Genomic DNA, 26,426 nt, shown 5'->3' with positions numbered 1-26,426 from the left:
CGGCTGGTCGGCTGGTCGGCTGCTCGGCTGCTCGGCTGCTCGGCTGCTCGGCTGCTCGGCTGCTCGGCTGCTCGGCTTCCCGACTGCCCGGCTTCCCGATTCCCCGACTCCCTAGTTCCCGGGCTGCTCGACTCCCCGACTGCTCCGCTCCTCCGCGGCCTGTGCACGCAACCAGCCAGCGTGGCACGAACGCGCGAAGCCGGTCCGCTTCCCGTCCACCGCCCACCTGCACACACTCCTTGGCATTTTCGCGTTTTGTTTAGTATTTTTAGTAACGTCGTTTTCGCAGATTAGCGCTTAAAAGCCCTTCATTCACGGGTATTCCCCGGCTATCCGGCCCGAATTCCGCGATACGTTTTACTATACAATCGCTTTCACCCTAAACAAACCGGAACCCGAACGATGGGCACCACCATTCGCGACGTGGCGCGGGCGGCAGAGGTCTCGATCGGCACCGTCTCCCGCGCGCTGAAGAACCAGCCGGGCCTGTCCGAAGCGACGCGTGCGCGCATCGTCGAGATCGCGCAGCGGCTCGGCTACGATCCCGCGCAGTTGCGGCCGCGCATCCGCCGGCTCACCTTCCTGCTGCACCGCCAGCACAACCGCTTCCCCGCGAGCCCGTTCTTCTCGCACGTGCTGCACGGCGTCGAGGACGCGTGCCGCGAGCGCGGCATCGTGCCGACGCTGCTCACGGTCGGGCCGAACGACGACGTGCTGCGCCAGATGCGCCCGCACGCGCCCGACGCGATCGCGGTGGCCGGCTTCATCGAGCCGGAGACGATCGAGGCGCTCGCCGCCACCGGCCGGCCGCTCGTGCTGATCGACCTGTGGGCGCCGGGGCTGCGCTCGGTGAACATCGACAACGCGACGGGCGCGGCGCTCGCGATGCGTCACCTGCTGGCCACCGGCCGCACACGGATCGCGTTCATCGGCGGCTCGCCCGCGCACTACAGCATCGCGCAGCGCGCGATCGGCTACCGGCGCGCGTTCTTCGAGGCCGGGCGGCTGTTCGATCCCGCCTACGAAGTGACGATCGACGCGGGGCTCGATCCCGACACCGGCGCCGCCCGCGCGATGGCGCAACTGCTCGACGCGCCGGGCCCGCGCCCGGACGCGGTATTCGCGTACAACGACGCGGCCGCGCTCGCCGCGCAGCGCGTCTGCGCCGCGCGCGGGCTGCGCATGCCCGACGACATCGCGATCGTCGGCTTCGACAACATCCCGGCGGCCGCGCACGCGAACCCGCCGCTCACGACGCTCGCGGTCGACAAGGAAGCGCTCGGCCGCCGCGGCGTCGAGCTGCTGCTCGCCGAGGCGCCCGAGCACACCGAGATTTCCCTGCCCGTCGAGCTGATCGTGCGGGCCAGCAGCCAGCCCGCCGGCTCGCCGGCACTCGATACCGCCACGGTCACTGAGTCATGAACATGCCCCCGGTCCAACCCTGCCCGGCCGCGCCGGCCGCCCACGCGCAAGCCGCGCCGTTCGTCGCGAGTTTCCGCGATCCGTCGTTCCTGCTGTCGCATGTCGAGGACACGCTGCGCTTCTACGCGACCAACGCGTTCGACCCGACCGGCGGCTTCTACCACTACTTCCGCGACGACGGCAGCGTCTACAACCGCACGTCGCGCCATCTGGTCAGCAGTTGCCGGTTCGTCTTCAACTACGCGATGGCGTACCGGCATTTCGGCGATGCGCGTCACCTCGAATACGCGCGCCACGGGCTGCGCTTCCTGCGCGACGCGCACTGGGACGACGCGCTGCAGGGCTACGACTGGGAACTCGACTGGCGCGACGGCGCGAAGCGCGCGACGCTCGACGGCACGCGCCACTGCTACGGGCTCGCGTTCGTGCTGCTGGCCGCCGCGCACGCGACGATGGCCGGCATCGACGAGGCGCGCTCGCTGATCGCGGCGACCTACGAGCTCGCCGAACACCGCTTCTGGGATGCGGCCGCGGGCCTCTACGCGGACGACGCGACGCCGAACTGGATCGTGTCGTCGTATCGCGGCCAGAACGCCAACATGCACATGACGGAGGCGCTGCTCGCGGCCTACGAGGCGACCGGCCATCTCACCTATCTCGATCGCGCGGAAAAGATCGCCAGCCACGTGACGCAGCGCCAGGCCGCGCTGTCGGACGGGCTCGTGTGGGAGCACTACCATGCGGACTGGTCGGTCGACTGGGACTACAACAAGGAAGACAGCTCGAACATCTTCCGCCCGTGGGGATTCCAGCCCGGCCACCAGACCGAATGGGCGAAGCTGCTGCTGATCCTCGAGCGGCACCGCCCGCTCGACTGGCTCGTGCCGCGCGCGGCCGAGCTGTTCGACGCGGCGCTCACGCACGCGTGGGACGCCGACCACGGCGGCCTGTACTACGGCTTCGGCCCCGACTTCACGATCTGCGACCACAACAAGTACTTCTGGGTGCAGGCGGAAACCTTCGCGGCGGCCGCGATGCTCGGCGCGCGCACCGGCAGCGAGCGCTTCTGGGACTGGTACGACGAGATCTGGCGCTACAGCTGGGCGCACTTCGTCGATCATCGCTACGGCGCGTGGTACCGGATCCTCACCTGCGACAACCGCAAGTACAGCGACGAAAAGAGCCCGGCCGGCAAGACCGACTATCACACGATGGGCGCGTGCTACGACGTGCTCGCGACCCTCGCGCGCGCGGCGCGCAGCGAGCCGACGCAATGAGCGGCGTCACGTTTCCGTCTTTCGTGTCGGCGGGCGACATCCTGACCGACATGGTGCGCGCGGGCGATGCGCAGTGGACGTCGGTGCCGGGCGGCGCCGGCTGGAACGTCGCACGCGCGGTCGCGCGGCTCGGCGTGCCGAGCGCGCTCGCGGGCGCGATCGGCGAAGACTGCTTCTCCGACGCGCTGTGGCGCGCGAGCGACGCGGCCGGGCTCGACCTGCGCTTCCTGCAGCGCGTCGCACGGCCGCCGCTGCTCGCGATCGTCCACGAGACCCGCCCGCCCGCGTACTTCTTCATCGGCGAAGCGAGCGCCGACCTCGCGTTCGATCCCGCGCGGCTGCCGGCCGGCTGGGCCGACCACGTGAAATGGGCGCATTTCGGCTGCATCAGCCTCGTGCGCGAACCGCTCGCGGGCACGCTGGCCGCGCTCGCGGCCGACCTGCACGCGCGCGGCGTGAAGATCAGCTTCGACCCGAACGTCCGGAACCTGATGACGGCCGCGTACCGGCCGACGCTGGAACGCATGGCCGCCCTCGCCGACCTGATCAAGGTGTCCGACGAGGACCTGCGGCACCTGTTCGGCGACGACGGCCCCGACGCGATCGCGGCCGTGCGCGCGCTGAACCCGCGCGCGGCCGTGCTCGTCACGCGCGGCGCGCAGGCGGCGACGCTCCATGCGGACGGCGACGTGCACGAGGCGCGCCCGCCGCGCGTCGAGGTTGTCGACACCGTCGGCGCGGGCGACGCGTCGATCGGCGGCATGCTGTTCAGCCTGATGGCGGCGCCGCAGCGGTCGTGGCGCGAGCATCTCGCGTTCGCGCTGGCGGCGGGCGCCGCCGCGTGCCGGCATACGGGCGCGCATGCGCCGACGCTCGACGAGGTCGTCGCGCTGATCGAGGGTTGACGGGAAGGTGTCCGGACGCGGCGTCCGGGCACCGCGACCGGACACCGTTCGGTCACCGATTAGCGGCGCTGTACATGCTGCGCCGCAGTGCTACGATGAAGTGTCGTTTTGCGGGAGAAGCAACGATGGACACCAACACGTTCACGAAAGGCATCTACACGGCCAAGGCGCATACCCAGCATGCCGGCAACGGGCAGTTCCAGGGATACGTGATCCTCTCGCGGGACGACGGGGACGAGACCGAGAACATGCGCTACGACGTCCACGCGACGAGCCCCAGCGAGGAGGAAGCGTTCGACGAGGCGAAGGCGCTCGCGCACCGGATCCTCGGCGAAATCGAGCTGTAACGCGCGCCGCCCGTTCCGGCGCGGCTCAGAGCAGCCGCGCCACCATCGATACCAGCATCGTCAGCACCAGCGTCGACATGAACGGGAACGGGTAGCGCCGCCCGCCGAGCGTCAGCGTGACGTCGCCCGGCATCCGCCCGATGCCGAGCTTGCCGAGCCACGGCCAGCAGCGCGTCAGGATCATCACCGCGACGAACGACGTCATCAGCCAGCGCAGCATGTCGAGAGTCCGTGTACAGGATTGCGCATGCGTTGCCGCGAGGAAGGCCGCTCGCGACGCGCGCGGCCGTTCTCGTGGCAACCCCACATCAAGGAATTCATGTCACGGGAATGCCCGCGATCGCCCGTGTGGCGGCGGTGTTCGCCGCTTGTCCGGTGCGGCCGGACGGCGCTCCTCACGCGTTGCCCGACGAGCGATCTCGGGCGTTCGCTTGCGCGCTCCATATATATAGGCCCCTGGTCAGAGCGCGTGCGAGCGATCGCCGCGCGCGAACGCGTCGAGCGTGCCGTCGATGCCGCGCGAGAACGCGATCACCTTGAACAGCTCGCCCATCTCGGCCTCGGAGATCAGCTTCTGCACCGCGTTCGCGGCCGGCAGGAACGCGTGGATGTCGGACGGATCGATCGCGGCCAGCGCATCGGTAATGCCCGCGTTCAGCAGGAAGCGCGCCTGCGACGTATAGCCGAGCAGGTCGGCGCCGGCGGCGATGGCCGCGTCGTAGATGCCGGTGAACTCGACGTGCGCGGTGATGTCCTGCAGCCCCGGGTACAGGAACGGGTCGTCGTGCGCGTGGTGGCGGTAGTGGCACATCAGCGTGCCGCGGTCGCGCTGCGGATGGTAGTACTCGTGCGCCGGAAAGCCGTAGTCGACCAGCAGCACCGCGCCGCGCCCGAGCATCGTGCAGACGGTGCGCGTAAACGCCAGCGCGGCCTCGTGCGTCTCGGTCACGTAGCCGTCGCCGGCCTCGTCGAGCCCCGCGAGCGCCGGCGGCAGGCCGGCCGGCGCGGCCGGTCGGTCCTCGAACACGAACGCCTGCCGCGCGTCGAGCGCGACGCCGCGCTCGCGCCATGCATCGCCCGCCTTCGCGAACAGCCGCACGGGCATCGCATCGAGCACCTCGTTGCCGACCACGACGCCGTCGAACCGTTCGGGCAGCGCGTCGAGCCAGCGCACCTTGTCCGCGAGCGCCGGTGCAGCCGCCGCGATCGTGTCGCGCTGGCGGGCGCGCAGCTCGCCGGACAGGTCGACGATCAGGTATTCGTCGACCGCGGCCTCCAGCGCGTCGAGCGCCGCGAGCAGCCCGGCCGCGAGCTTGCCGGTGCCGGCGCCGAATTCCATCACGCGGCGCGTGCCGCTCGCCGCGAGCGCTTCCGCGACCGGTTGCGCGAGGGTCTGCGCGAACAGCGGCGACAGCTCGGGCGCGGTGACGAAGTCGCTGCCGTCGTCGGCGCGGCGCCCGAACTTGCGCGCGCCGCCGCTGTAATAGCCGAGCCCGGGCGCATACAGCGCCCGCTCCATGAAGCGGTCGAACGGCAGCCAGCCGCCGGCCGCCGCGATCTCGTCGCGCAGTTGCGCGGCGAGGGTTTCGGACTGCGCGAGCGCGTCAGGGCCGGGAGCAGGTAAACTAGCGGGTTCGTGAGCTTTCGGGTTCATCCCGGCATTGTAAATGACCGTTTCAGCCGATACGTCGACGCAGCGCGTGGCGCTCGTCACAGGCGCCCTGGGCAGTGCCGCCGACGCCGCGTCGATCGGACGTGCGCTCGCAACCGGATTCGCGCGGCGCGGCTGGGATGTCGCGCTGCAGCGCGGCCAGGGCGCGCCGCGCGCCGCGGCCGCCGCGCTCGTCGCCGAAGTCGCGGCGCTCGGCCGCCGTGCGGTCGTGCTCGACGCCGATCTGGCCCTGGAAACCGATGCGACCGCGCTCGTCGCCGCGTGCGGCGCGGCGCTCGGCCGGCCCGCGTGCACGGTGTTCGTGAGCGCCAGCGCAGGCGCCGACGACGCGCACACGGTGGACGGCGCGGCGCTGGCCGGCGCGCTGGCGCGCAACGTGACGGCGCCGCTCGCGCTGGCGCGCGCGCTCGCCGACGCGACGCCCGACGCCGCGTGCGAGCACGAGGCGCTGCGCGCATGCGCAATCCACGTGCTGGACCAGGCGCTGTTTCACCCGGCGCCGGCGCAGCTGTCGCACGCGCTGATGCAGGCGGCGCTGAACCGCGCGACGCCGGCGCTGGCGCTCGCGCTCGCGCCGAAGGTGCGCGTCGCGGCGCTCGTGCGCGGCCATGCGCCGCACGCGGACGACATCGCGGCAGCCGTCTGCTATCTCGCGAGCGCGCCCGGCATCACGGGCGCGACGCTGACCGTCGACGGCGGCGAGCACCTCGTGCCGCCTGCCGCCGGCCCGAATGAATGAACCGCGCGGGCGCGGCCTGACCGCCGCCGCCCGCGCCGCTTTGCGTGTGCGCACGCCAATTTGACTGGAACGACCATGTTTTCCGCTCTCCTGCACCCCCGCCTCGCGGATTGCCGCAGGCTCTACCTGCGCGATTACGAGGTGCACATCAACATCGGTGCCTTCGAACACGAGAAGCGCGGCGAGCAGCGCGTCGTCATCAATGTCGACCTGTTCGTGCCGCTCGCGCTGTCCACCCCCGTCGACGACCGGCTGCATGAAATCGTCGACTACGACCTGATGAAGCAGAGCGTCGCGCACTGCGTGGCGCGCGGCCACATCCACCTGCAGGAAACGCTGTGCGACGCGATCGCCGCGCACCTGCTGACGCACGATGCCGTGCGCGCGGTACGTGTCCGTACCGAAAAACCGGACGCCTATCCGGACTGCGACGCCGTCGGCGTCGAAGTCTTTCGCATCAAGGACGAGGAGCGCGCATGAACGCCCCCCACATGAATGACACGGCGGCCGACGCCGCCCCCCTCGACGCGACCGCCGCCCCGGCCGGCCGCCAGGCGCTGACGCGCCGCGAACAGAAGGAAGCGTACGAGAACAACAAGCTGTTCAAGCGGATCGCGCGCCAGGTCGGCCAGGCGATCGGCGACTACAACATGATCGAGCAGGGCGACAAGGTGATGGTGTGCCTGTCGGGCGGCAAGGACAGCTACGCGATGCTCGACGTGCTGCTGCGCCTGCGCGAGCGCGCGCCGATCGACTTCGACATCGTCGCGGTCAACCTCGACCAGAAGCAGCCGGGCTTCCCGGAGCACGTGCTGCCGGAATACCTGAAGCAGGTCGGCGTGCCGTTCCACATCGAGAACCAGGACACCTACAGCATCGTCAAGCGGCTCGTGCCCGAAGGCAAGACGACCTGCTCGCTGTGCTCGCGGCTGCGCCGCGGGATCCTGTACCGCGTGGCGGGCGAGCTCGGCGCGACCAAGATCGCGCTCGGCCATCACCGCGACGACATCGTGCAGACGCTGCTGCTCAACATGTTCTACGGCGGCAAGCTGAAGGGAATGCCGCCGAAGCTGCAGTCGGACGACGGCAGGAACATCGTGATCCGCCCGCTCGCGTACGTGAAGGAAACCGATCTCGAGAAATACGCGGAGCTGCGCGAATTCCCGATCATCCCGTGCAACCTGTGCGGCAGCCAGCCGAACCTGAAACGCGCGGAGATGAAGGCGCTGATCCGCGAGTGGGACAAGCGCTTCCCCGGCCGCGTCGAAAACATGTTCAACGCGCTCGCGAAGGTCGTGCCGTCGCACCTGATGGACACGACGCTGTTCCCGTTCACGTCGCTGCGCGCGACCGGCGAAGCCGATCCGCTCGGCGACATCGCGTTCGACGAGGAGCCGTGCGCGTCGGGCGACGACACGGCGCCGGCGGGCGCCGCCCGGCCGATCTCGATCGTCCAGTTCGACGACCTGTAATCGGGGCGGGAACCCGCCGGAACGGGCGCGCCGGCGGCCCGTTCCGGCGTTGTTGCCGCGCCGCAGCAGGCCCGGAACGCCGGGAGCCGCATGCTAAAATGGACGGCTTCGAACTCCTCTGACTAGCTGGCGCCATGAATATCGTGATTTTGGCGGCAGGCACCGGCAAGCGCATGCGTTCCGCGCTGCCGAAAGTGCTTCATCCCCTGGCCGGCAGGCCGCTTCTCTCCCACGTCATCGACACCGCGCGCACGCTGCAGCCGTCCCGGCTCGTCGTCGTCGTCGGCCACGGCGCCGAGCAGGTCCAGGCCGCCGTCGCCGCGCCCGACGTGCAGTTCGCGGTGCAGGCCGAGCAGCTCGGCACCGGTCATGCGGTGCGCCAGGCGCTGCCGCTCCTCGACCCCGCCCAGCCGACCCTCGTGCTGTACGGCGACGTGCCGCTCACCCGCGCATCGACGCTGCACCGCCTCGTCGACGCCGCGCGCGACGGCCGCTACGGGATCCTGACCGTCACGCTCGACGATCCGGCCGGTTACGGCCGCATCGTGCGCGACGCATCCGGCTTCGTCACGCGCATCGTCGAGCAGAAGGACGCGTCGCCGGAAGAACTGAAGATCGCCGAGATCAATACGGGCATCATCGTCACGCCCACGGCCCAGCTGTCGATGTGGCTCGGCGCGCTGAAGAACGAAAACGCGCAGGGCGAGTACTACCTGACCGACGTCGTCGAACTCGCGATCGAGGCCGGTTTCGAGGTCGTCACCGCGCAGCCCGACGAGGAATGGGAAACGCTCGGCGTGAACAGCAAGGCGCAGCTCGCCGAGCTCGAACGCATCCACCAGCGCAATGTCGCCGAAGCGCTGCTCGTCGAAGGCGTCACGCTCGCCGATCCGGCGCGCATCGACGTGCGCGGCACGCTGCGCTGCGGCCGCGACGTGTCGATCGACGTGAACTGCGTGTTCGAAGGCAACGTGACGCTCGCCGACAACGTGACGATCGGCGCGAACTGCGTGATCCGCAACGCGTCGGTCGGCGCGGGCACGCGCATCGACGCGTTCACCCACATCGACGGCGCCGAGCTCGGCGCGCACACCGTGATCGGCCCGTACGCGCGGCTGCGCCCCGGCGCGCAGCTCGCGGACGAAGCGCACGTCGGCAACTTCGTCGAGGTGAAGAACGCGGTGATCGGCCACGGCTCGAAGGCGAACCACCTCACGTACATCGGCGACGCCGACATCGGCGCGCGCGTGAACATCGGCGCGGGCACGATCACCTGCAACTACGACGGCGCGAACAAGTTCCGCACCGTGATCGAGGACGATGTGTTCGTCGGCTCCGACACGCAGCTCGTCGCGCCCGTGCGCGTCGGCCGCGGCGTGACGATCGCCGCCGGCACGACGATCTGGAAGGACGTGGCCGACGGCCTGCTCGCGTTGAACGAGAAGACCCAGACCGCGAAAAGCGGCTACGTCCGCCCGGTCAAGAAGAAAACTTAATATCACGCGGGTGCCCTGGGGCACCCGCCTCCACATAGAAGGCAGATTTCATGTGCGGCATTGTCGGCGCAGTTGCGCAGCGTAATATCGTTCCGGTGCTGATCGAAGGTCTGCGGCGCCTCGAATACCGTGGCTACGACTCGTGCGGCGTCGCCGTGCTCGAGCCGGACGCACCGAAGCGCGCGCGCAGCGTCGCACGCGTCGCCGATCTCGACACGCAGGTGCGCGAGTCGCACCTCGAAGGCACGACGGGCGTCGCGCACACGCGCTGGGCCACGCACGGCGCGCCCGTCACGCACAACGCGCACCCGATCTTCTCGTCGGACGCGCTCGCGCTCGTCCACAACGGCATCATCGAGAACTTCGAGTCGCTGCGCGACGCGCTGCGCGCGAAGGGCTACACCTTCGTGTCGCAGACCGACACCGAAGTGATCGCGCACCTCGTGCACAGCCTGTATCGCGGCAACCTGTTCGACGCGGTGCGCGAAGCGGTCGGCCAGTTGCACGGCGCGTACGCGATCGCCGTGATCCACAAGGATCAGCCGCACACCGTCGTCGGCGCCCGCCAGGGGTCGCCGCTCGTCGTCGGCCACGGCGACGGCGAGAATTTCCTCGCGTCCGACGCGCTGGCACTCGCGGGCAGCACCGACCGCTTCACGTTCCTCGAGGAAGGCGACGTGTGCGAGCTGTCGCTCGACGGCGTGAAGATCGTCGACCGCCACGGCGCGCTCGCGCAGCGCGAGGTCCGCGTGGTGAGCGCCTACGGCGGCGCGGTCGAACTCGGCCCGTATCGCCATTTCATGCAGAAGGAAATCTTCGAGCAGCCGCGCGCGATCAGCGACACCGTGCCGCAAACGGACGCGTTCGACGCGACGCTGTTCGGCGACGCCGCGCCCGCCGCGTTCGCGGACATCGACAGCCTGCTGATCCTCGCGTGCGGCACGAGCTACTACTCGGGCCTCACCGCGAAGTACTGGCTCGAATCGATCGCGAAGATCCCGACCCAGGTCGAGATCGCGAGCGAATACCGCTACCGCGAATCGGTGCCGAACCCGCGCCAGCTCGTGCTCGTGATCTCGCAGTCGGGCGAGACGGCCGATACGCTCGCGGCGCTCAAGCACGCGCAATCGCTCGGCCATGCGCACACGCTGGCCGTCTGCAACGTCGCGACGAGCGCGATGGTGCGCCTCACGGAGATGCAGTTCCTGACGCACGCGGGCACCGAAATCGGCGTGGCGTCGACGAAGGCGTTCACGACCCAGCTCGTCGCGCTGTTCGTGCTGGCCGCGACGCTCGGCAAGCTGCGCGGGCACGTCGACGCCGCGCAGGAAGCCGAATTCCTGAAGCAGCTGCGCCACCTGCCGGCCGCGCTGAACAGCGTGCTCGTGCTGGAGCCGCAGATCATCGCGTGGTCGGAGGAATTCGCGCGCAAGGAAAACGCGCTGTTCCTCGGCCGCGGGCTGCACTACCCGATCGCGCTCGAAGGCGCGCTGAAGCTGAAGGAAATCTCGTACATCCACGCCGAGGCCTATCCGGCCGGCGAACTGAAGCACGGGCCGCTCGCGCTCGTCACGGAGGCGATGCCGGTCGTCACGGTCGCGCCGAACGACACGCTGCTCGAAAAGCTGAAGTCGAACATGCAGGAAGTGCGCGCGCGCGGCGGCGAGCTCTACGTGTTCGCCGATGCCGACACGCAGATCGTCAACGACGACGGCCTGCACGTGATCCGGATGCCGGAGCACTACGGGCAACTGTCGCCGATCCTGCACGTCGTGCCGCTGCAATTGCTCGCGTACCACACCGCGTGCGCGCGCGGCACCGACGTCGACAAGCCGCGGAACCTCGCGAAATCGGTGACGGTGGAGTAACGCGGGACGCCAGCCGGCGCGGCCGGTCCGGCGCGCCGGCGAGACAGACGGAGAAACAATGGTAAGACTGTTTGGATGCGGTTTGCTGGCGCTGACGTTCGCGTCGACGGGCTGGGCGGCCGAGCACTACGTCGAGGTCTGGAACCCGCCCGAGGCGCGGCTGCCGGCAGCCCGTGCGCCGGCCGCGCGCGCGACGGCCGACGCGCACGCCGGCAAAAGCGCGGAGAAGCACGCGAGCGTCACGCCGAAGGCAGCGGTGAAGCCGCACAAGCGCCGCGTCGCGCAGGCCGTGAAGGCCGCGCCCCGCGCACCCGCCGCCGCGCCCGACACGCCGCCCGCCCCGCGCCCCGTCGCGCAGCCCGCGCCGGGCCGTCTCACGGTGATGCAGCCGGCTGCGCCCGACGCGCAGCACGCGCTCAATTTCTCCGACATCCCGCGTCAATACACGCCGGACGGCAATGTGCTGCGGGTCGGCACACGCAACCGTTCCGCGGAGGTGACTCGATAATGGAAGCACAGACCTACCGCGGCTACCAGATCTGGGGCCACGCGATCCTGCAGCAGGACGAGATCCTGCAGCCCGAACGCTTCGCGGGGAGCGGCACGATCACGCAGAACAACCGGCTGGTCGAGGCGTCGGGCGTGCTCGGCGTGTTCGACACCGAGGACGACGCCCGCGAAGCGGGGCTCGAATGGGCCCGCGCGTGGATCGACGGCCACAGCTGAACCACCGCCCGGGCGCGGCAGCAGCCTGCCCGCCGCCCCTTCGGGCCGGTTCCCGCCCTCGCAGGGCGACCGGCGGCGCCGGGCGGCTTCCCCGCCCATCCCGCCACCATGCGAATATGTCCATATCCGCATGAACGCACTTGACCTTCCCACCCTGGCAAGCTTCATGCTGGCGGGGCTCGTCAATCGTCAACTCAGGAGAACACGATGGAATTCGAAGTCCAGGACATGACCTGCGGCGGCTGCGCCAACGCGATCACGCGTGCGGTAACGGCCGCCGATCCCGCCGCGAAGCTCGACATCGACGTCGCGGCGAAAATCGTCAGGGTCGAATCGGCGCAAGGCGCCGAGCGCGTGCAGTCGATCATCGAAGCCGCCGGCTTCCACCCCGCGCTGCGCGCCGCGTAACGCCGCCGCGGGGCCGCCGCCCGACGGCGGCGGGCCCGCGCCCGGCCGCGCGTCAGCGCAGCCGGATCAGCGTCGATTTCAGTTCCGTGTACTTCTCGAGCGCGTGCAGCGACTTGTCGCGGCCGTTGCCCGACTGCTTGTAGCCGCCGAACGGGAAGTTCATGTCGCCGCCCTCGTCGTAGCAGTTCACCCACACGGTGCCCGCGCGCAGCCGGCGCGACACGTCGTGCGCGGTGGTCAGGTCCGACGTCCACACGGCCGCGGCCAGCCCGTATTCGGTATCGTTCGCGATCCGCACGGCTTCGTCGACGTCGTCGAACACGATCACCGACAGCACCGGCCCGAAGATCTCCTCGCGCGCGATCTTCGCATCGGGCTTCACCTCGAACACGGTCGGCTCGACGTAGAAGCCGCCCGTCTCCTCCTTCACGCGTGCGCCGCCCGTGACCAGCCGGCCTTCGCCGCGGCCGGCCTCGATATAGCCGAGCACCCGCTCGAGCTGAATGCCGTCGACGATCGCCCCCATCGACACCGACGGATCGAGCGGATTGCCCGGTACGTACGCGCGCGCGGCCGCGACGAGCTTCTCGATGAACGCGTCCTTGATGTCGCGATGCACGAGCAGCCGCGACCCGGCCGTGCACATCTCGCCCATGTTGTAGAAGATCGCGCCGGCCGCGGCCTGCGCGGCGCGGTCGAGATCGGGGCAATCGGGCAGCACGATGTTCGGCGACTTGCCGCCGAGTTCGAGCCACGCCCGCTTCAGGTTCGACTGCGCCGCATACTGCATGATCAGCTTGCCGACCGCCGTCGAACCCGTAAACGCGATGCAATCGACGTCGCGATGCAGCGCGAGCAGCTTGCCGGGCTCGCCCGCGCCCGGTACGACATTAAACACGCCGGCCGGAATGCCGGCTTCGTACGCCAGCTGGGCGACGCGAATCGCGGTCAGCGGCGATTTCTCGGACGGCTTCAGCACCACGCTGTTGCCGGCCGCGAGCGCGGGGCCGAATTTCCACGCGGCCATCAGGATCGGGAAGTTCCACGGCACGACGGCCGCCACCACGCCGACCGGCTCGCGCGTGACGAGGCCGACGAGATGATGATCGGCGGGCGCCACTTCGCCGCCCACCTTGTCGATCGCCTCCGCGAACCATTCGACGCAGTACGCGGCGCCCGGCACGTCGACCGTCGTCGTGTCGCCGATCGGCTTGCCGGCATCGAGCGTCTCGAGCAGGGCCAGCTCGTCGAGGTGGGCGCGCATCAGTTCGGCCCAGCGCAACAGCACGGCCTTGCGGGCACGCGGGTTCAGGCCGGCCCACACGCCCGCGTCGAAAGCGCGGCGCGCGGCCGCGACGGCCGCGTTCACGTCGGCCTCGCCGCACTCGGCGACCTTCGCCAGCACGCGGCCGTCGATCGGGCTCACGCAGTCGAATGTCCTGCCGCCCTGCGCGTCGCGCAACGCGCCGTCGATGAATGCGCGCCCTTCGATCTCGAGCGACGCCGCCTTGTCCTGCCAGTCAGCCAAAGTCAACTTGTTCATCAGGATGCCTCAGTTTTTAGGCATTCGCGACGCGGCGCGCCGCGCGCGTGGCGCGCGGCCGGCCGGCAGCGAATGCGGTGACGCGCGGCCGGAAGCTCAGAAGGTCGCCGGCGAATTGGCCGACACGACCTCGCAGATCAGTTCCGCGCTGGGATTGCGAAAACGGTGCGGCAAACGGCTTTCGAAGTAGTAGCCGTCTCCGGGGTCGAGCAGCCACGTCGCGCCGTCGACGGTCAGCTCGAGCCGCCCCGACACGACGACGCCGCCTTCGTGCCCCGCGTGCACGAGCATCTCGGGGCCCGTATCGGCATACGGCTGGTAGATCTCGCGCAGGATGCACATGTTGCGATCCTTCACGCTCGCGCCGACCAGGTGAAACGCCAGCGTGTCGTTGCCGAGGTTCGGCATTTCGTCGCGACGCGACACGACCGACCGCGATTCGACGAGCTCGAACGTGAAGAACTCCGCGAGACTCATCGGGATGCATTCGAGCAGTTTCTTCAGCGAGCCGACCGACGGGCTCACGCGCCCCTGTTCGATCAGCGAGATCGTGCCGTTGGTCACGCCGGCCCGCTTCGCGAGTTCGCGTTGCGACAGGCCATGCTTGTTGCGTACGAAACGCAGGCGCTCGGCTACTTCGGTGGACATCGATTCGGTTTCGGACACGATAAGTGCGATGACAAAGTGAAACGACGCGGTGGACAGCCGTTGAATATTCTAATCACTTTATGCCGCTCATCAGCGGGGAAAACCCTGAAAGGCGTTCGAAATAATGAACGCCAGGTCAACCATTCCCGTTAAGAATCTTTTATTCGCACTGCTCGGGAAAGCCCTGATGCAACACCTTTAAAAAAACATTTGACGCCGTTTTTGGCTCGTATATGCTGGCTCTCAGGTTAGCGTCATCAAGCTTTCATGGGCAGCAAAAAACGTTATTGCAGCGCAAAATTGATGCCCATCAATGTAAATAACGCGTAACCGGCACCTTGATTATTTTAAACGCCCAGCGCGCTGAAACGATCGGGTGTTCAATACTTTCAACAACCAGTCGAGTGTAATCGTGAGAGTCCGTGGCCCTCTGGTGAGGTGGGATCGAGGCGATGTGCGAAGTTTGCGCAGCGCGGCGCCCGCTTCCGACGACGGCAGTTGCGGCTGGCATAGTCCTCGCCTGCTTCACCTGTCGATCTACACCATCCTGTCCCGTCGTTCCGTCCGACGTCACAACGCTGTTTCCGCACGCGCCTTCGTTGCCGTCGATACCGACGAAGTGGCGTCGCTGCTGCCGTAGCGCCTCTCCTTTCTTCACGTCGTTCGTTTCATCCGCCGATTTGCCAACCGCATCGTCCATGCGGTGACGGCACGCGTTCGCGCATGCATTGCCGCGTCGCGTATCGCGCTGAAACGAACGACGGCCTGATCGTCGCGCGCAGCGCGGATCGCCACGCCATTCCGCTGCGCCCATTCACCAGCGGCCTTGCGCCTCGCGCCAGGCTGCGGGGCTGTTGCACGCCGGCGTTTCGCCACAGCCGGCAAGACCACGCAACGGCCCTCCGGAAACCGATTGACGTCATGGAAAGGAAACCTCTCGTCGGCATCACCGCCGACTACACGCAAATCGGCGCACATGCGTCGCATACGGTCGGCGACAAATACGTCGCGGCGATCGTCGACGGCGCGCACGCGCTCGCGATGGTGCTGCCCGCGCTCGGCGATCGCCAGCCGGTCGACGACGTGCTCGACACGGTCGACGGCCTGCTGTTTACCGGCAGCTACTCGAACGTCGAGCCGCATCGCTACGGCGGCGAACCGAGTGCGCCCGGCACGAAGCACGACCCGGCGCGCGATGCGACCACGCTGCCGCTGCTGCGCGCGGCGATCGTCGCGGGTGTGCCCGTGCTCGCCGTCTGCCGCGGCTTCCAGGAGCTGAACGTCGTCTGCGGCGGCACGCTGCACCAGCGCGTGCACGACGTGCCGGGCTTCGCCGATCACCGCGAGGACGACGACGCGCCGATGGACACGCAATACGGCCCCGCGCACGTCGTGCGCCTGACGCCGGGCGGCAAGCTGCATGCGCTCGCCGGCGGCCGCGACGAAGTGCACGTGAATTCGCTGCACAAGCAGGGCATCGCGCAGCTCGGCTCCGGCCTCGCCGTCGAGGCCGTCGCGCCGGACGGCCTGATCGAGGCCGTGAGCGTCGTCGATGCACCGGCTTTCGCCCTTGCCGTGCAGTGGCATCCGGAGTGGAAGCATGCGCAGGACCCGCTGTCGAGCGCGATCTTCCGCGCCTTCGGCGATGCCTGCCGCGCCCGCCGCGCCGCCCGCACGCGCGCCATGGCCGCCGCCGCGCTCGCGTGAGCGCGCCGACCCATCCAACGAGAACAGACATGCACGACATCGAAGACTTTCTGAAGCAGCACCGGATCACCGAGATCGAAGCGATCATCCCCGACATGGCCGGCATCGCGCGCGGCAAGATCACGCCCCGCAACAAGTTCACGTCCGGCGAATCGATGCGCCTGCCGCAAGCCGTGATGGTGCAGACCGTCACCGGCGAATATCCGGAAGACGGCTCGCTGACCGGCGTGACCGACCCCGACATGGTGTGCGTACCCGACGCGTCGACGATCCGCCTGATCCCGTGGGCCATCGACCCGACCGCGCAGGTGATTCACGACTGCGTGCACTTCGACGGCTCGCCGGTCGAGATCTCGCCGCGCTACGTGCTGCGCCGCGTGCTCGACCTGTACAAGGCGAAGGGCTGGAAGCCCGTGGTCGCACCGGAGCTCGAGTTCTACCTGGTCGACATGAACAAGGATCCGGATCTGCCGCTGCGTCCGCCGGTCGGCCGCACGGGCCGCCCCGAAACGGGCCGCCAGTCGTATTCGATCGAGGCCGTCAACGAGTTCGACCCGCTGTTCGAGGATATCTACGAGTACTGCGAAGCACAGAACCTCGACATCGACACGCTGATCCATGAAGTCGGCGCCGCGCAGATGGAGATCAACTTCATGCACGGCGACGCGCTGTCGCTGGCCGACCAGGTGTTCCTGTTCAAGCGCACGGTGCGCGAGGCCGCGCTGCGCCACAACATGTACGCGACGTTCATGGCCAAGCCGATGGAGGACGAACCGGGTTCGGCGATGCACGTGCACCAGAGCATCGTCGACGAGGAAACCGGCCAGAACCTGTTCACGTCGCAGGAAACGGGCGGCGCGACGTCGATGTTCTACAACTATCTCGCCGGGCTGCAGAAGTACACGCCCGCGCTGATGCCGATCTTCGCGCCGTACATCAACTCGTACCGCCGGCTGTCGCGCTTCATGGCCGCGCCGATCAACGTGCAGTGGGGCTACGACAATCGCACGGTGGGCTTCCGCATCCCGCACTCGGGGCCGGCCGCGCGCCGGATCGAGAACCGCATTCCGGGCGTCGACTGCAACCCGTACCTCGCGCTCGCCGCGACGCTCGCCGCCGGCTACCTCGGCATGACGCAACGCCTGGAGCCGACCGAGCCGCTCGTCAGCGACGGCTACGACCTGCCGTACCAGTTGCCGCGCAACCTCGAGGAAGGTCTGACGCTGATGGCCGCGTGCGAGCCGCTCGGCGAGATCCTCGGCCAGAAATTCCTGAAGGCGTATTTCGCGCTGAAGGAAACCGAATACGAAGCGTTCTTCCGCGTGATCAGCTCGTGGGAACGCCGCCATCTGCTGCTGCACGTCTGAGCGTGCACCCGACCGACTACGGAATCACGGAGGAAACATGACTTACCGCAACGAATCGGCCTGGGTCCAGCCGGCCGCCCCGACCGCACCGGCCGCCGCGCCGCGCGCGACGCAGGCACGCTCGACCGCCGAATACCGCGCGCTCGACGCCGCGCACCACATTCACCCGTTCTCGGACATGGGCGCGCTGAACCGCGCCGGCAGCCGCGTGATCGTGAAGGCCGACGGCGTCTATCTGTGGGACTCGGAAGGCAACAAGATCATCGACGGGATGGCCGGCCTGTGGTGCGTGAACGTCGGCTACGGCCGCAAGGAGCTCGCCGACGCCGCGTATCGCCAGATCCAGGAACTGCCGTTCTACAACACCTTCTTCAAGACCACCCACCCGCCGGTGATCGAGCTGTCCGCGCTGCTCGCGGAAGTCACGCCCGCCGGCTTCAACCACTTCTTCTACTGCAACAGCGGCTCGGAAGGCAACGACACCGTGCTGCGCCTCGTGCACCAGTACTGGCGCGTGCAGGGCCAGCCGCAGAAGAAGTTCGTGATCTCGCGCAAGAACGGCTACCACGGCTCGACGATCGCCGGCGGCACGCTCGGCGGGATGGGCTACATGCACGAGCAGATGCCGTCGAAGGTCGAGCACATCGTGCATATCGACCAGCCGTACTTCTTCGGCGAAGCGCAGCCGGGCGACACGCCGGAAGCGTTCGGCCTCGCCCGCGCACAGCAGCTCGAGGCGAAGATCCTCGAGCTCGGCGCGGAAAACGTCGCCGCGTTCATCGGCGAGCCGTTCCAGGGCGCGGGCGGCGTGATCTTCCCGCCGTCGACGTACTGGCCGGAAATCCAGCGGATCTGCCGCAAGTACGACATCCTGCTGGTCGCCGACGAAGTGATCGGCGGCTTCGGGCGCACCGGCGAGTGGTTCGCGCATCAGCACTTCGGCTTCGAGCCGGACCTGATCACGATGGCGAAGGGGCTGACGTCGGGCTACGTGCCGATGGGCGCGGTCGGCATCCACGAGCGCGTGGCGCGGCCGATCATCGACAACGGCGAATTCAACCACGGCCTCACGTACTCGGGGCACCCGGTGGCGGCGGCCGTCGCGGTCGCGAACCTGAAGCTGCTGCGCGACGACGGGATCGTCGAACGCGTGAAGACCGGCATCGGGCCGTATTTCCAGCGCCGGTTGCGCGACGCGTTGGGCGATCATCCGATCGTCGGCGAGATTGCGGGAGCGGGGCTGGTCGCGGGTGTTCAGCTTGCGAGCGACCGGGGCCGGCGCGAGCGGTTCGGCGCGGGTGTCGATATCGGCACGATCTGCCGCGACTTCTGCTTCAACGGCAACCTGATCATGCGCGCGACGGGGGACCGGATGCTGCTGTCGCCGCCGCTCGTGATCCGCGAGGCGGAGGTCGACGAGATCGTCGACAAGGCGAAGCGCGCGTTCGATGCGACGCTGCAACGGGTGGGGTAAGGGCGCTACGCGCTGCGTTCGCGCCGTAGCGGCCACGCGAGCGGCATGTCGAATGTTGCGATCGGGATCCGGACGAGGGAGTCGTGCGACGGGGCGGGGCGCACACGGGACGGAGCGCGTCCGGTAATCGGGCCGACCTGTGGGCGGCCCGGTTGCCGTCACGCGCTGCGGTGTCGTCCGGGTGCCTGGAGACGACGGGGCTAGACTACGCGTGCGCGAATCGCTGGGGCTCGAAATTCAGGATGAGGGCCGCAGACGATGCAATATCCATCGTTCCCGTTTCGACGACGAGATCGGGGGCTACCGGTACTTCGTATGGGTCCGAGATGCCGGTGAATTGCGTCGTCTGGCCGGTGATCGCCTTTGCATAGAGCTGCTTCGGATCGCGGGCGGAGCAAGTGGCGATATCGGTTTTCAGATAGATCTCGACGAATCGGTTCGCGCCGATGATCTGTCGTGCCCGCTGCCGGTCGGCTTCGTAGGGCGAGATCAGCGCGACGATCACCACGAAGCCCTGGCTGTTGAGCAGTTTCGCGATTTCGGCGGTCCGGCGGCAGTTCTCGGTGCGGTCTTCCCGTGTGAAGCCGAGATCGGGAGACACGCCCGCCCGCAACTCGTCTCCGTCAAGGATGCATGTCGGAATATTGCGCGCGCGCAGATGCTCGGCAACTTCGCGCGAGAGGGTTGACTTGCCGGCGCCGCTCAGACCGGTAAGCCACAGGGTGTAGTTGTGCTTCTCTGGTGACATGGGGCTCTCTCCACCGTCAACTTGTCTTCGCAAGTCATGGTTTCGTGCCTGGACGCGATACCAGCTTCTGCTGGGCGTTGTAGGGTGGTACTGATTCTATTCATCTGCATGCGCACAAATGTTGCAGACCAGTTACCAACAATTACTGTCCTGCTTTCGTGTTGAAAGATGAATGATGGCATGAGCAACGTGCCCCAATGTCGTGCGCGCACCGCAATGGTCGATTGCGTCCAGCTTGTCGTGTCTCATTGGCGAAGAACCGGGATCTTGTGGAACTCGTGGACGAGTTGTCCGGTTTGTGTCGCTGATGGCCCGACTCGGTGAATTTCGCGCTGTGGGTGGTCAGGCAAGGCGTGCGTTAGCGGGAGCCGACGCGTCGGGCGGCGCAAGGCGAGAGTATCCGGGCCCGGTTGGCCAGAACGACGATATCCGGTCGCGCCAGAGGAGGTGCCCAGCTCGGGCGCCGCCACGATAGCGTGGCAGCCCGATGCGGGCTGCCTTGAAATGTTCGCGCGTACAAAACGAAAAGGGCCTGCGTCGTGAGACGCAGGCCCTTGAATTCTTTGGTGGGCGGTACTGGGATCGAACCAGTGACCCCTGCCGTGTGAAGGCAGTGCTCTACCGCTGAGCTAACCGCCCAAAGAAGCTGAAATTATGTCAGGCCTTTCGGGGTCTGTAAAGCACTTTCTGCAAATATTTTCAGGGGGCACGCACAAACCGGTCAGCCGGCCGTCGACGGCTCGACGAGATCGAGGATCGACCCGTCGCGCTTGAGCGTCGCGAGCACGATGCTCGAGTTGATCGACATCACGCCCGTCGCACGGTGCAGCCGGTTGATCACGAAGTCGGAGTAGTGGTCGAGATCGCGCGCCCGCACCGTCAGCACGTAGTTCGAATCGCCCGTCACGATCTGCGCCGCGATGACTTCTGGCCACTGCCGGATCGCCTCGACGAACCGGTCGTGCCACTCGGGCACGTCGGGCCGCATCGACACGTGCACGAGCGCCTCGAACGCCACGCCGACCGTCTTCGGCTCGATCGTGCAGCGATACCCCGAAATCGCGCCGCGCTCCTCGAGCAGCTTCACGCGCCGCAGGCATGCCGACGGCGACAGCGCGACTGCATTCGCGAGGTCCTGGTTGCTGATGCGCCCGTCCCGCTCGAGGTGCCGGAGGATGCGCATGTCGGTTCGGTCGAGCGTCATTTCGCAGAATCCCGTCAATTTCCGGATGGTAGCCGCAGACTCTACTGCAAACAAAACGATTCGTCATCGAAAAGCGAAGCTCATTCTATTTCGTCGTCGCTAACATTTGCCCGTACCTCGACTGTACCGGCGGCACGGCGCCGGACGGTGCAGCCGCCTTCAACCTTCAGTCATTCCGTCATGTACGCACACGTTCCCGCCTATCCGGGCGACCCGATCCTGTCGCTGTTCCAGGCGTTCCAGCAGGACGCGCATCCACGCAAGGTCAACCTCAGCATCGGCCTCTATTACGACGACGCGGGCCGGATCCCGGTGCTCGACAGCACGCGCATCGCGGCCGAGCGGCTGCGCGAAGGCGCCGCGCCGCATGGCTATCTGCCGATGGAGGGGCTGGCCGCGTACCGGCAGGGCGTGCAGCGTCTCGTATTCGGTGCGGACTGCACGGCGCTCGCGCAAGGGCGCATCGCGACGCTGCAGACGCTCGGCGGGTCGGGCGCGATCCGGCTCGGCGCGGAATTCGTGAAGCGCTACTTCCCGGACAGCGCGGTCTGGATCAGCGATCCGACGTGGGACAACCATCGCGTGATCCTCTCGGCGGCCGGCCTCGACGTGCACACGTACCCGTATTACGACGAAGCGCGCAACGGCCTGCGCGTCGAAGCGATGCTCGCGACGCTCGACGCCTTGCCGCCCCGCAGCGTCGTCCTGCTGCAGCCGTGCTGTCACAACCCGACGGGGCTCGACCTGACCCGTGACGCGTGGCGCGCGGTGATCCAGGTGCTCGCGCGGCGCGGGCTGATCCCGTTCCTCGACATGGCGTACCAGGGCTTCGGCGATGGCCTCGACGACGACGCATGGGCCGTGCGCGCGATCGTCGACGCGGGGCTGCCCGCGATCGTCTCCAATTCGTTCTCGAAGAATTTCTCGCTGTACGGCGAGCGCGTAGGCGGGCTGTCGATCGTCTGCGCGAGCGCGGGTGAAGCCGCGACGGTGCTGAGCCAGTTGCAGGCCGGCGTGCGCCGCACCTATTCGAGCCCGCCGCTGTTCGGTGCGCAGCTCGTGTCGACGGTGCTGAACGACGACGTGCTGCGCGCACGCTGGGAAGACGAGGTCGCCCAGGTGCGCGCGCGCATCAAGCGCATGCGCGGCGCGCTGAAGGAGCGGCTCGACGCGCGCGTGCCGGAGCGCGCGTTCGACGCGCTGGTCACGCAGCGCGGGATGTTCAGCTACACGGGCATCGTCGCTGCCGATGTCGATACCCTGCGCACCGTGCACGGCGTCTACCTGCTGCGCTCGGGCCGGATGTGCATCGCGGGCCTGAGCGACGCGAACGTCGACCACGTCGCGAGCGCGATCGCCGAGGTGCTCGGCGCGACGCGGCAGGCCGCGTGATTTTCCCGACCTTCCGGTTCCGATCCGACAGGAGCACATGATGGCAGACACGATTCCGGTCGACTTGCCGCAACTCGCGCAGCCGTTCTCGTGGGCAACCCGCGCGGCCGGGCTGATGTTTACCGGTCACGGGCCGGTCGACGCGTCCGGCGCCATCGCCGGCGACACGATGACCGAGCAGGCGCGCATCACGCTCGACAATCTCGCGAAGGCCGTCGCGGCGGCGGGCGCGACGATGGCCGACGTCGCGCAGGTGCTCGTCTATCTGTCCGACGTGAAGGCGATGCCCGATTTCGACGCCGAATACCGGCGCCACTTCCGCGCGCCGTATCCGAACCGCACGTGCGTGGGCGTACAGGGCTTCGCGCATCCGGCGATGCGCGTCGAACTCGTCGCGTACGTCGCGCTGCCCGCCGAGCGCGCGTAGCGGCAGAATTCGCCGCCCGCGCGGCGGCAGTACACACAACCACAACCACACCAACCCATGACGGGAATGGAGGAGAACATGAGCAGCATGAATAGATTCGTACTACCGACGATGGCGGGCCTGCTCGCCGCGAGCGGTGCGATGGCGCAGAGCAGCGTGACGCTGTACGGCATCGTCGACCAGAGCATCCGCTACACCACGCATGCGGACGCATCGAACGATGCGAGCGTGCAACTGACCAACGGCGCGATCACCAACAGCCGCTGGGGCGTGAAGGGCAGCGAGGCGCTCGGCGGCGGGCTGAAGGCGATCTTCCAGCTCGAAAGCGGCTTCGAGCCGCAGAACGGGCAGCTCGACGGCGCGTTGTTCGGCCGCTACGCGTATGTCGGCCTGGCGAGCGACTGGGGCGCGGTGAAGCTCGGCCGTCAGGCGACCGAGGCGTTCAACCTGTTCGGCGATCTCGATCCGCTGACGGTCGGCAACTACACGGCGAACATGTGGCCGTACTTCCTCACGCAGGGCCGCGCGAATAATGTCGTCAGCTACGACGGCGCGTTCGGCGGCCTGAACGTCGGCGCGAGCTACGGCTTCGGCGGCGTCGCGGGCAGCGTCGGCGCGAACGCATACTGGGGCACGCGCGTGTCGTACACGCAGGGCGGGCTGATGGTCGGCGCGACCTATCAGCAGGTGCGCGACGCGAACAGCCGCGCGCAGCAGGCGTGGGGCGCCGGCGCGCGCTATGCGTTCGGCGCGGCGACGCTGTACGCGGGCTATCTCGGCGGCGTCGACCGCTCGGGCGTGCTCGACGAGGCGCTGCTGAACGCGCCGGGCCGCCAGGTGACCTACGGGTCGTTCGCGGACAACCCGCGCCGCGATACGATCTTCTACACGGGCGCGAGCTATCGGTTCACACCCGCCGTGTCGGTGACGGGCGCCGCATACTACGACGACATCCGCGACGTCAACGGCGTCGCGGGCAACGGCGGCAAGCGCTACACGGGCGTGATCGAGGCCGAGTACGCGTTGTCGAAGGCGACGCAGGTGTATGCGACGGTCGACTACAACCGCGTCACCGGCGGCGCATTCACGGAGATGCCGGGGCGCGGCAACCAGACGGGCGTGGCGGCCGGCCTGCGCCACCTGTTCTGAGCACGCGGCGCGCGGTGGCCGGCGCGGTCCGGCGCCGGTCCGCGCGCCGTCGAGGGTTCGACCGGACAATCGTTTCTGAACGAGGTCATTCGATGCAAACAGAAGGGCAATTCCAGCATATCGCGGCGCGCGAACAGGGCCTGCGCCGCACGCTTTCCGCACGACAGATGGCGATGATCGCGATCGGCGGCGCGATCGGCACCGGCCTGTTTCTCGGCAGCGGCTTCGCGATCGGCTTCGCGGGGCCGAGCGTGCTCGTCAGCTACGCGATCGGGGCGTTCATCTCGCTGCTGCTGATGGGCTGTCTCGCCGAGATGACGGTCGCGCACCCGACCTCCGGGTCGTTCGGCGCGTATGCCGAGCACTACGTGAGCCCGTGGGCCGGATTCCTGGTGCGCTATGCGTACTGGGCGTGCATCGTGCTCGCGGTCGGCACCGAGGTCACCGCGATCGCGCTGTACATGAAGTACTGGTTCCCGGGCGTGCCGGGCTGGCTGTGGATCGTCGGCTTCTCGGCGCTGCTCGTGTTCGTCAACGCGCGCAGCGTCGACGTGTTCGGCGCGGTCGAATACGGGTTCTCGGTCGTGAAGATCGCGGCGATCGTCGGCTTCATCCTGCTCGGCGCGTACGTCGTGTTCGGCAATCCGGATCTGGTCGGCGGCGGCGCGGCGCGCGCGGGCTTCCATCACTACACGGATCACGGCGGCTTCTTTCCGAAGGGCGCATGGGGAACCTGGGTGGCCGTGATCGTGGCGATCTTCAGCTACCTGAGCATCGAGATGATCGCGGTCGCGGCCGGCGAGGCGGAAGACCCGGAGCGTGCGGTGACGCGCGCGTTCCGCTCGACGATCGTGCGGCTCGTGCTGTTCTACCTCGTCACGCTGGCGCTGATGCTCGCGATCGTGCCGTGGACGGCGGCGGGGCGCGACGAGAGCCCGTTCGTCAAGGTGATGGAGGCGATCCGCTTGCCGGGCGCGGCCGGGCTGATCAATTTCGTCGTGCTGGTGGCGGCGCTGTCGGCGATGAACAGTCAGCTCTACATCACGACGCGGATGATGTTCAGCCTGTCGCGCGCAGGGCACGCGCCGAAGGCGCTCGGCGAGGTGAATGCGCGCGGCGTGCCGCTCGGCGCGCTGATGTTGTCGACGCTCGGCATCGCGCTGGCGACGGTGCTGAGCGTGCTGTATCCGGACGCGTCGTTCACGATCATGATGGCGGTGTCGATGTTCGGCGCGCTGTTCACGTGGATGATGATCTTCGTCACGCATTACTGCTTCCGGCGTCGGCGCGCGGCGCTCGGGCTGCCCGCGCCGGCCTTCCGGATGCGCGGCTTTCCGCTGCTGACGCTGCTCGGCGCGGGCCTGATGCTGGCGGTGATGGCGACCACCTACTTCACGCCGGAATTCCACATGACGCTGATCTTCGGCATCCCGTTCCTGGCCGCGCTGTCGGTCGTCTATGCGGTGTGGTATCGCCGCGCGCAGCCGGCGCTGCAGCCGGAAGCGAAGTAACGGAACGCGCTCAGCCCGCGAGCGCGGGCAGCGCGTCGATCGATGCGCGCACGTAATCGGCGAAGCGCAGCGCAACCGGCTCGGCGGTGCCGTTGCGCTTCAGCGCGAGCGTGCGCGATTCGAGCGACGCATCCTTCAGCGGCCGGAACGCGAGCCGGTCGCTCTTCACCTGCTGCAGCACGCGCGGCACCAGCGCGACGCCCATTCCGAACTCGATCATCGACAGGATCGTCTGCCACAGCCGTGCTTCGTGACGGATCAGCGGGCTGAATCCCGCGTTCACGCACTGCGCGATGATCAGGTCGTGATAATGCGGCGCCGCCTCGCGCGGAAACAGGATGAACGGTTCCGCCGCGAGCGCGGCGAGCGCGACCTGACTGCGCCGCGCGAGCGGATGCGGGGCCGGCAGGCAGCACACGAACGGCTCCGTATAGACGGGCGCCGATTCGACCTCGGGCGGGAAATGGCCCCAGTGCGCATAGCCGAGATCGATCTGGCCGCGCTGGATCGCCTGCACCTGCGCCTGCGTGTTCATTTCGCTCAGCACGACCTCGACGCCCGGGTAATCGGCTTCGAAGCGTCGCACTGCATCGGGCAGCCCGCGATACAGCATCGAATGCACGAAGCCGATCCGCAGCCGGCCCGCGAGACCCGACGCGGAGCGCACCGTCAGGCGCTCGGCCTCGGCCGCCTGCAGCAGCAGCCGGCGCGCCTCGCCGAGCAGCACTTCGCCGGCGTTGGTCAGCGCGACGCTCTTGTTGGTGCGCGAGAAGAGCTGCACACCGAGCGCCTCCTCGAACTTGCGGATGTCGAAACTCAGCGCCGGCTGCGAAATGAACAGGCGCTTTGCCGCGCGCCCGAAATGCAGCTCCTCCGCGACCGCCACGAAGTAGCGCAACTGCCTCAGTTCCACGGTGTCTCCTC

At 68.2% G+C, this 26,426-nt stretch carries 27 protein-coding genes and 1 tRNA gene; 20 read left to right on the top strand and 8 right to left on the bottom strand.

The features are described from left to right. Positions 1-402 precede the first annotated feature (402 nt). The 4 genes from GQ56_RS0115580 to GQ56_RS0115565 all read left to right on the top strand — a co-directional run bounded on the left by GQ56_RS0115580 (position 403) and on the right by GQ56_RS0115565 (position 3,951). Positions 403-1,422, top strand: coding sequence for a LacI family DNA-binding transcriptional regulator (locus GQ56_RS0115580; RefSeq protein ID WP_031399532.1), 1,020 nt, complete (start codon positions 403-405; stop codon positions 1,420-1,422). Then, the gene (locus tag GQ56_RS0115575; RefSeq protein ID WP_031399531.1) at positions 1,419-2,699 is read left to right on the top strand and encodes an AGE family epimerase/isomerase; all 1,281 of its coding nucleotides are present in this window, start codon (positions 1,419-1,421) and stop codon (positions 2,697-2,699) included. The genes GQ56_RS0115580 and GQ56_RS0115575 overlap by 4 nt, the downstream gene beginning before the upstream one ends. Next, positions 2,696-3,604 (top strand): carbohydrate kinase family protein, encoded by a 909-nt coding sequence (locus tag GQ56_RS0115570; RefSeq protein WP_031399530.1) that lies wholly within the window; start codon positions 2,696-2,698, stop codon positions 3,602-3,604. The genes GQ56_RS0115575 and GQ56_RS0115570 overlap by 4 nt, the downstream gene beginning before the upstream one ends. Before the next feature lie 125 nt (positions 3,605-3,729). Beyond that, on the top strand, positions 3,730-3,951 hold the full coding sequence (locus GQ56_RS0115565) for a hypothetical protein (protein ID WP_031399529.1): 222 nt from the start codon (positions 3,730-3,732) through the stop codon (positions 3,949-3,951). A 25-nt stretch (positions 3,952-3,976) separates the two neighbouring features. Here GQ56_RS0115565 and GQ56_RS0115560 read toward each other — a convergent pair whose 3' ends face one another. After that, positions 3,977-4,171 carry a DUF2905 domain-containing protein gene (locus tag GQ56_RS0115560; RefSeq protein WP_031399528.1) on the bottom strand — a complete coding sequence of 65 codons (195 nt, stop codon included), beginning with the start codon at positions 4,169-4,171 and terminating at the stop codon, positions 3,977-3,979. Positions 4,172-4,411: 240 nt separating this feature from the next. Beyond that, positions 4,412-5,605, bottom strand: a complete 1,194-nt coding sequence (locus GQ56_RS0115555; protein ID WP_031399527.1) for a class I SAM-dependent methyltransferase — start codon at positions 5,603-5,605, stop codon at positions 4,412-4,414. A 13-nt stretch (positions 5,606-5,618) separates the two neighbouring features. Between GQ56_RS0115555 and GQ56_RS0115550 the strand changes: the two genes are divergently transcribed. The 8 genes from GQ56_RS0115550 to GQ56_RS0115515 all read left to right on the top strand — a co-directional run bounded on the left by GQ56_RS0115550 (position 5,619) and on the right by GQ56_RS0115515 (position 12,332). Next, a complete protein-coding gene (locus GQ56_RS0115550; RefSeq protein WP_031399526.1) occupies positions 5,619-6,362 on the top strand; it encodes an SDR family oxidoreductase in 744 nt (247 codons plus the stop codon). A gap of 75 nt (positions 6,363-6,437) precedes the next feature. Next, the gene (locus GQ56_RS0115545) at positions 6,438-6,842 is read left to right on the top strand and encodes a dihydroneopterin aldolase (protein WP_031399525.1); all 405 of its coding nucleotides are present in this window, start codon (positions 6,438-6,440) and stop codon (positions 6,840-6,842) included. Then, entirely contained in the window at positions 6,839-7,834 is a 996-nt protein-coding gene (ttcA, locus tag GQ56_RS0115540; protein WP_031399524.1) for a tRNA 2-thiocytidine(32) synthetase TtcA, read from the top strand. The genes GQ56_RS0115545 and ttcA overlap by 4 nt, the downstream gene beginning before the upstream one ends. A gap of 134 nt (positions 7,835-7,968) precedes the next feature. Continuing rightward, positions 7,969-9,330: a bifunctional UDP-N-acetylglucosamine diphosphorylase/glucosamine-1-phosphate N-acetyltransferase GlmU gene (gene glmU, locus GQ56_RS0115535; protein ID WP_031399523.1), complete on the top strand. Its 1,362-nt coding sequence runs from the start codon at positions 7,969-7,971 to the stop codon at positions 9,328-9,330. 50 nt (positions 9,331-9,380) lie between these two features. Then, positions 9,381-11,198 carry a glutamine--fructose-6-phosphate transaminase (isomerizing) gene (gene glmS, locus GQ56_RS0115530; RefSeq protein WP_031399522.1) on the top strand — a complete coding sequence of 606 codons (1,818 nt, stop codon included), beginning with the start codon at positions 9,381-9,383 and terminating at the stop codon, positions 11,196-11,198. 58 nt (positions 11,199-11,256) lie between these two features. Next, a complete protein-coding gene (locus tag GQ56_RS0115525; protein ID WP_031399521.1) occupies positions 11,257-11,706 on the top strand; it encodes a hypothetical protein in 450 nt (149 codons plus the stop codon). Then, positions 11,706-11,924, top strand: coding sequence for a hypothetical protein (locus GQ56_RS0115520; protein WP_031399520.1), 219 nt, complete (start codon positions 11,706-11,708; stop codon positions 11,922-11,924). The genes GQ56_RS0115525 and GQ56_RS0115520 overlap by 1 nt, the downstream gene beginning before the upstream one ends. 207 nt (positions 11,925-12,131) lie before the next feature. Continuing rightward, positions 12,132-12,332: a heavy-metal-associated domain-containing protein gene (locus GQ56_RS0115515; protein ID WP_031399519.1), complete on the top strand. Its 201-nt coding sequence runs from the start codon at positions 12,132-12,134 to the stop codon at positions 12,330-12,332. Positions 12,333-12,384: 52 nt separating this feature from the next. On the opposite strand, the gene GQ56_RS0115510 is transcribed toward GQ56_RS0115515, so the two are convergent. Both GQ56_RS0115510 and GQ56_RS0115505 read right to left on the bottom strand, forming a co-directional pair. Then, positions 12,385-13,875 carry an aldehyde dehydrogenase gene (locus GQ56_RS0115510; RefSeq protein ID WP_031399518.1) on the bottom strand — a complete coding sequence of 497 codons (1,491 nt, stop codon included), beginning with the start codon at positions 13,873-13,875 and terminating at the stop codon, positions 12,385-12,387. Between the two features lie 96 nt (positions 13,876-13,971). Beyond that, positions 13,972-14,523 (bottom strand): cupin domain-containing protein, encoded by a 552-nt coding sequence (locus GQ56_RS0115505; RefSeq protein WP_031399517.1) that lies wholly within the window; start codon positions 14,521-14,523, stop codon positions 13,972-13,974. Between the two features lie 454 nt (positions 14,524-14,977). On the opposite strand from GQ56_RS0115505, the gene GQ56_RS46535 reads away from it, so the two are divergent. From GQ56_RS46535 to GQ56_RS0115490, 4 genes are all read left to right on the top strand, one after another. Then, positions 14,978-15,163 carry a hypothetical protein gene (locus GQ56_RS46535; RefSeq protein ID WP_041492976.1) on the top strand — a complete coding sequence of 62 codons (186 nt, stop codon included), beginning with the start codon at positions 14,978-14,980 and terminating at the stop codon, positions 15,161-15,163. Between the two features lie 281 nt (positions 15,164-15,444). Next, positions 15,445-16,230, top strand: coding sequence for a gamma-glutamyl-gamma-aminobutyrate hydrolase family protein (locus tag GQ56_RS0115500; protein ID WP_031399516.1), 786 nt, complete (start codon positions 15,445-15,447; stop codon positions 16,228-16,230). 29 nt (positions 16,231-16,259) lie between these two features. Beyond that, a complete protein-coding gene (locus tag GQ56_RS0115495) occupies positions 16,260-17,597 on the top strand; it encodes a glutamine synthetase family protein (protein WP_031399515.1) in 1,338 nt (445 codons plus the stop codon). A 37-nt stretch (positions 17,598-17,634) separates the two neighbouring features. Then, entirely contained in the window at positions 17,635-19,071 is a 1,437-nt protein-coding gene (locus GQ56_RS0115490; RefSeq protein ID WP_031399514.1) for an aspartate aminotransferase family protein, read from the top strand. A gap of 205 nt (positions 19,072-19,276) precedes the next feature. Here GQ56_RS0115490 and cysC read toward each other — a convergent pair whose 3' ends face one another. The 3 genes from cysC to GQ56_RS0115475 all read right to left on the bottom strand — a co-directional run bounded on the left by cysC (position 19,277) and on the right by GQ56_RS0115475 (position 21,023). Then, positions 19,277-19,819 carry an adenylyl-sulfate kinase gene (gene cysC, locus GQ56_RS0115485; protein WP_031399513.1) on the bottom strand — a complete coding sequence of 181 codons (543 nt, stop codon included), beginning with the start codon at positions 19,817-19,819 and terminating at the stop codon, positions 19,277-19,279. Positions 19,820-20,383: 564 nt separating this feature from the next. Beyond that, a tRNA-Val gene (locus GQ56_RS0115480) sits at positions 20,384-20,458 on the bottom strand. Between the two features lie 82 nt (positions 20,459-20,540). After that, a complete protein-coding gene (locus GQ56_RS0115475) occupies positions 20,541-21,023 on the bottom strand; it encodes an Lrp/AsnC family transcriptional regulator (RefSeq protein ID WP_031399512.1) in 483 nt (160 codons plus the stop codon). A gap of 180 nt (positions 21,024-21,203) precedes the next feature. Here GQ56_RS0115475 and GQ56_RS0115470 point away from each other — a divergent pair, with 180 nt between their 5' ends. The 4 genes from GQ56_RS0115470 to GQ56_RS0115455 all read left to right on the top strand — a co-directional run bounded on the left by GQ56_RS0115470 (position 21,204) and on the right by GQ56_RS0115455 (position 25,502). Next, positions 21,204-22,415: an amino acid aminotransferase gene (locus GQ56_RS0115470; protein WP_031399511.1), complete on the top strand. Its 1,212-nt coding sequence runs from the start codon at positions 21,204-21,206 to the stop codon at positions 22,413-22,415. Between the two features lie 40 nt (positions 22,416-22,455). Continuing rightward, on the top strand, positions 22,456-22,842 hold the full coding sequence (locus tag GQ56_RS0115465) for a RidA family protein (protein ID WP_031399510.1): 387 nt from the start codon (positions 22,456-22,458) through the stop codon (positions 22,840-22,842). An 87-nt stretch (positions 22,843-22,929) separates the two neighbouring features. Continuing rightward, positions 22,930-23,991, top strand: a complete 1,062-nt coding sequence (locus tag GQ56_RS0115460; protein WP_031399509.1) for a porin — start codon at positions 22,930-22,932, stop codon at positions 23,989-23,991. A 92-nt stretch (positions 23,992-24,083) separates the two neighbouring features. Beyond that, a complete protein-coding gene (locus GQ56_RS0115455) occupies positions 24,084-25,502 on the top strand; it encodes an amino acid permease (RefSeq protein WP_031399508.1) in 1,419 nt (472 codons plus the stop codon). 10 nt (positions 25,503-25,512) lie between these two features. Here GQ56_RS0115455 and GQ56_RS0115450 read toward each other — a convergent pair whose 3' ends face one another. Then, positions 25,513-26,415, bottom strand: coding sequence for a LysR family transcriptional regulator (locus tag GQ56_RS0115450; RefSeq protein WP_031399507.1), 903 nt, complete (start codon positions 26,413-26,415; stop codon positions 25,513-25,515). Positions 26,416-26,426: the final 11 nt, after the last annotated feature.

This window comes from Burkholderia paludis (genome assembly GCF_000732615.1).
GTDB lineage: Bacteria > Pseudomonadota > Gammaproteobacteria > Burkholderiales > Burkholderiaceae > Burkholderia > Burkholderia paludis.
Note: the sequence above shows the minus strand (reverse complement) of the source record. Positions and strands in the feature narration are given on the sequence as shown.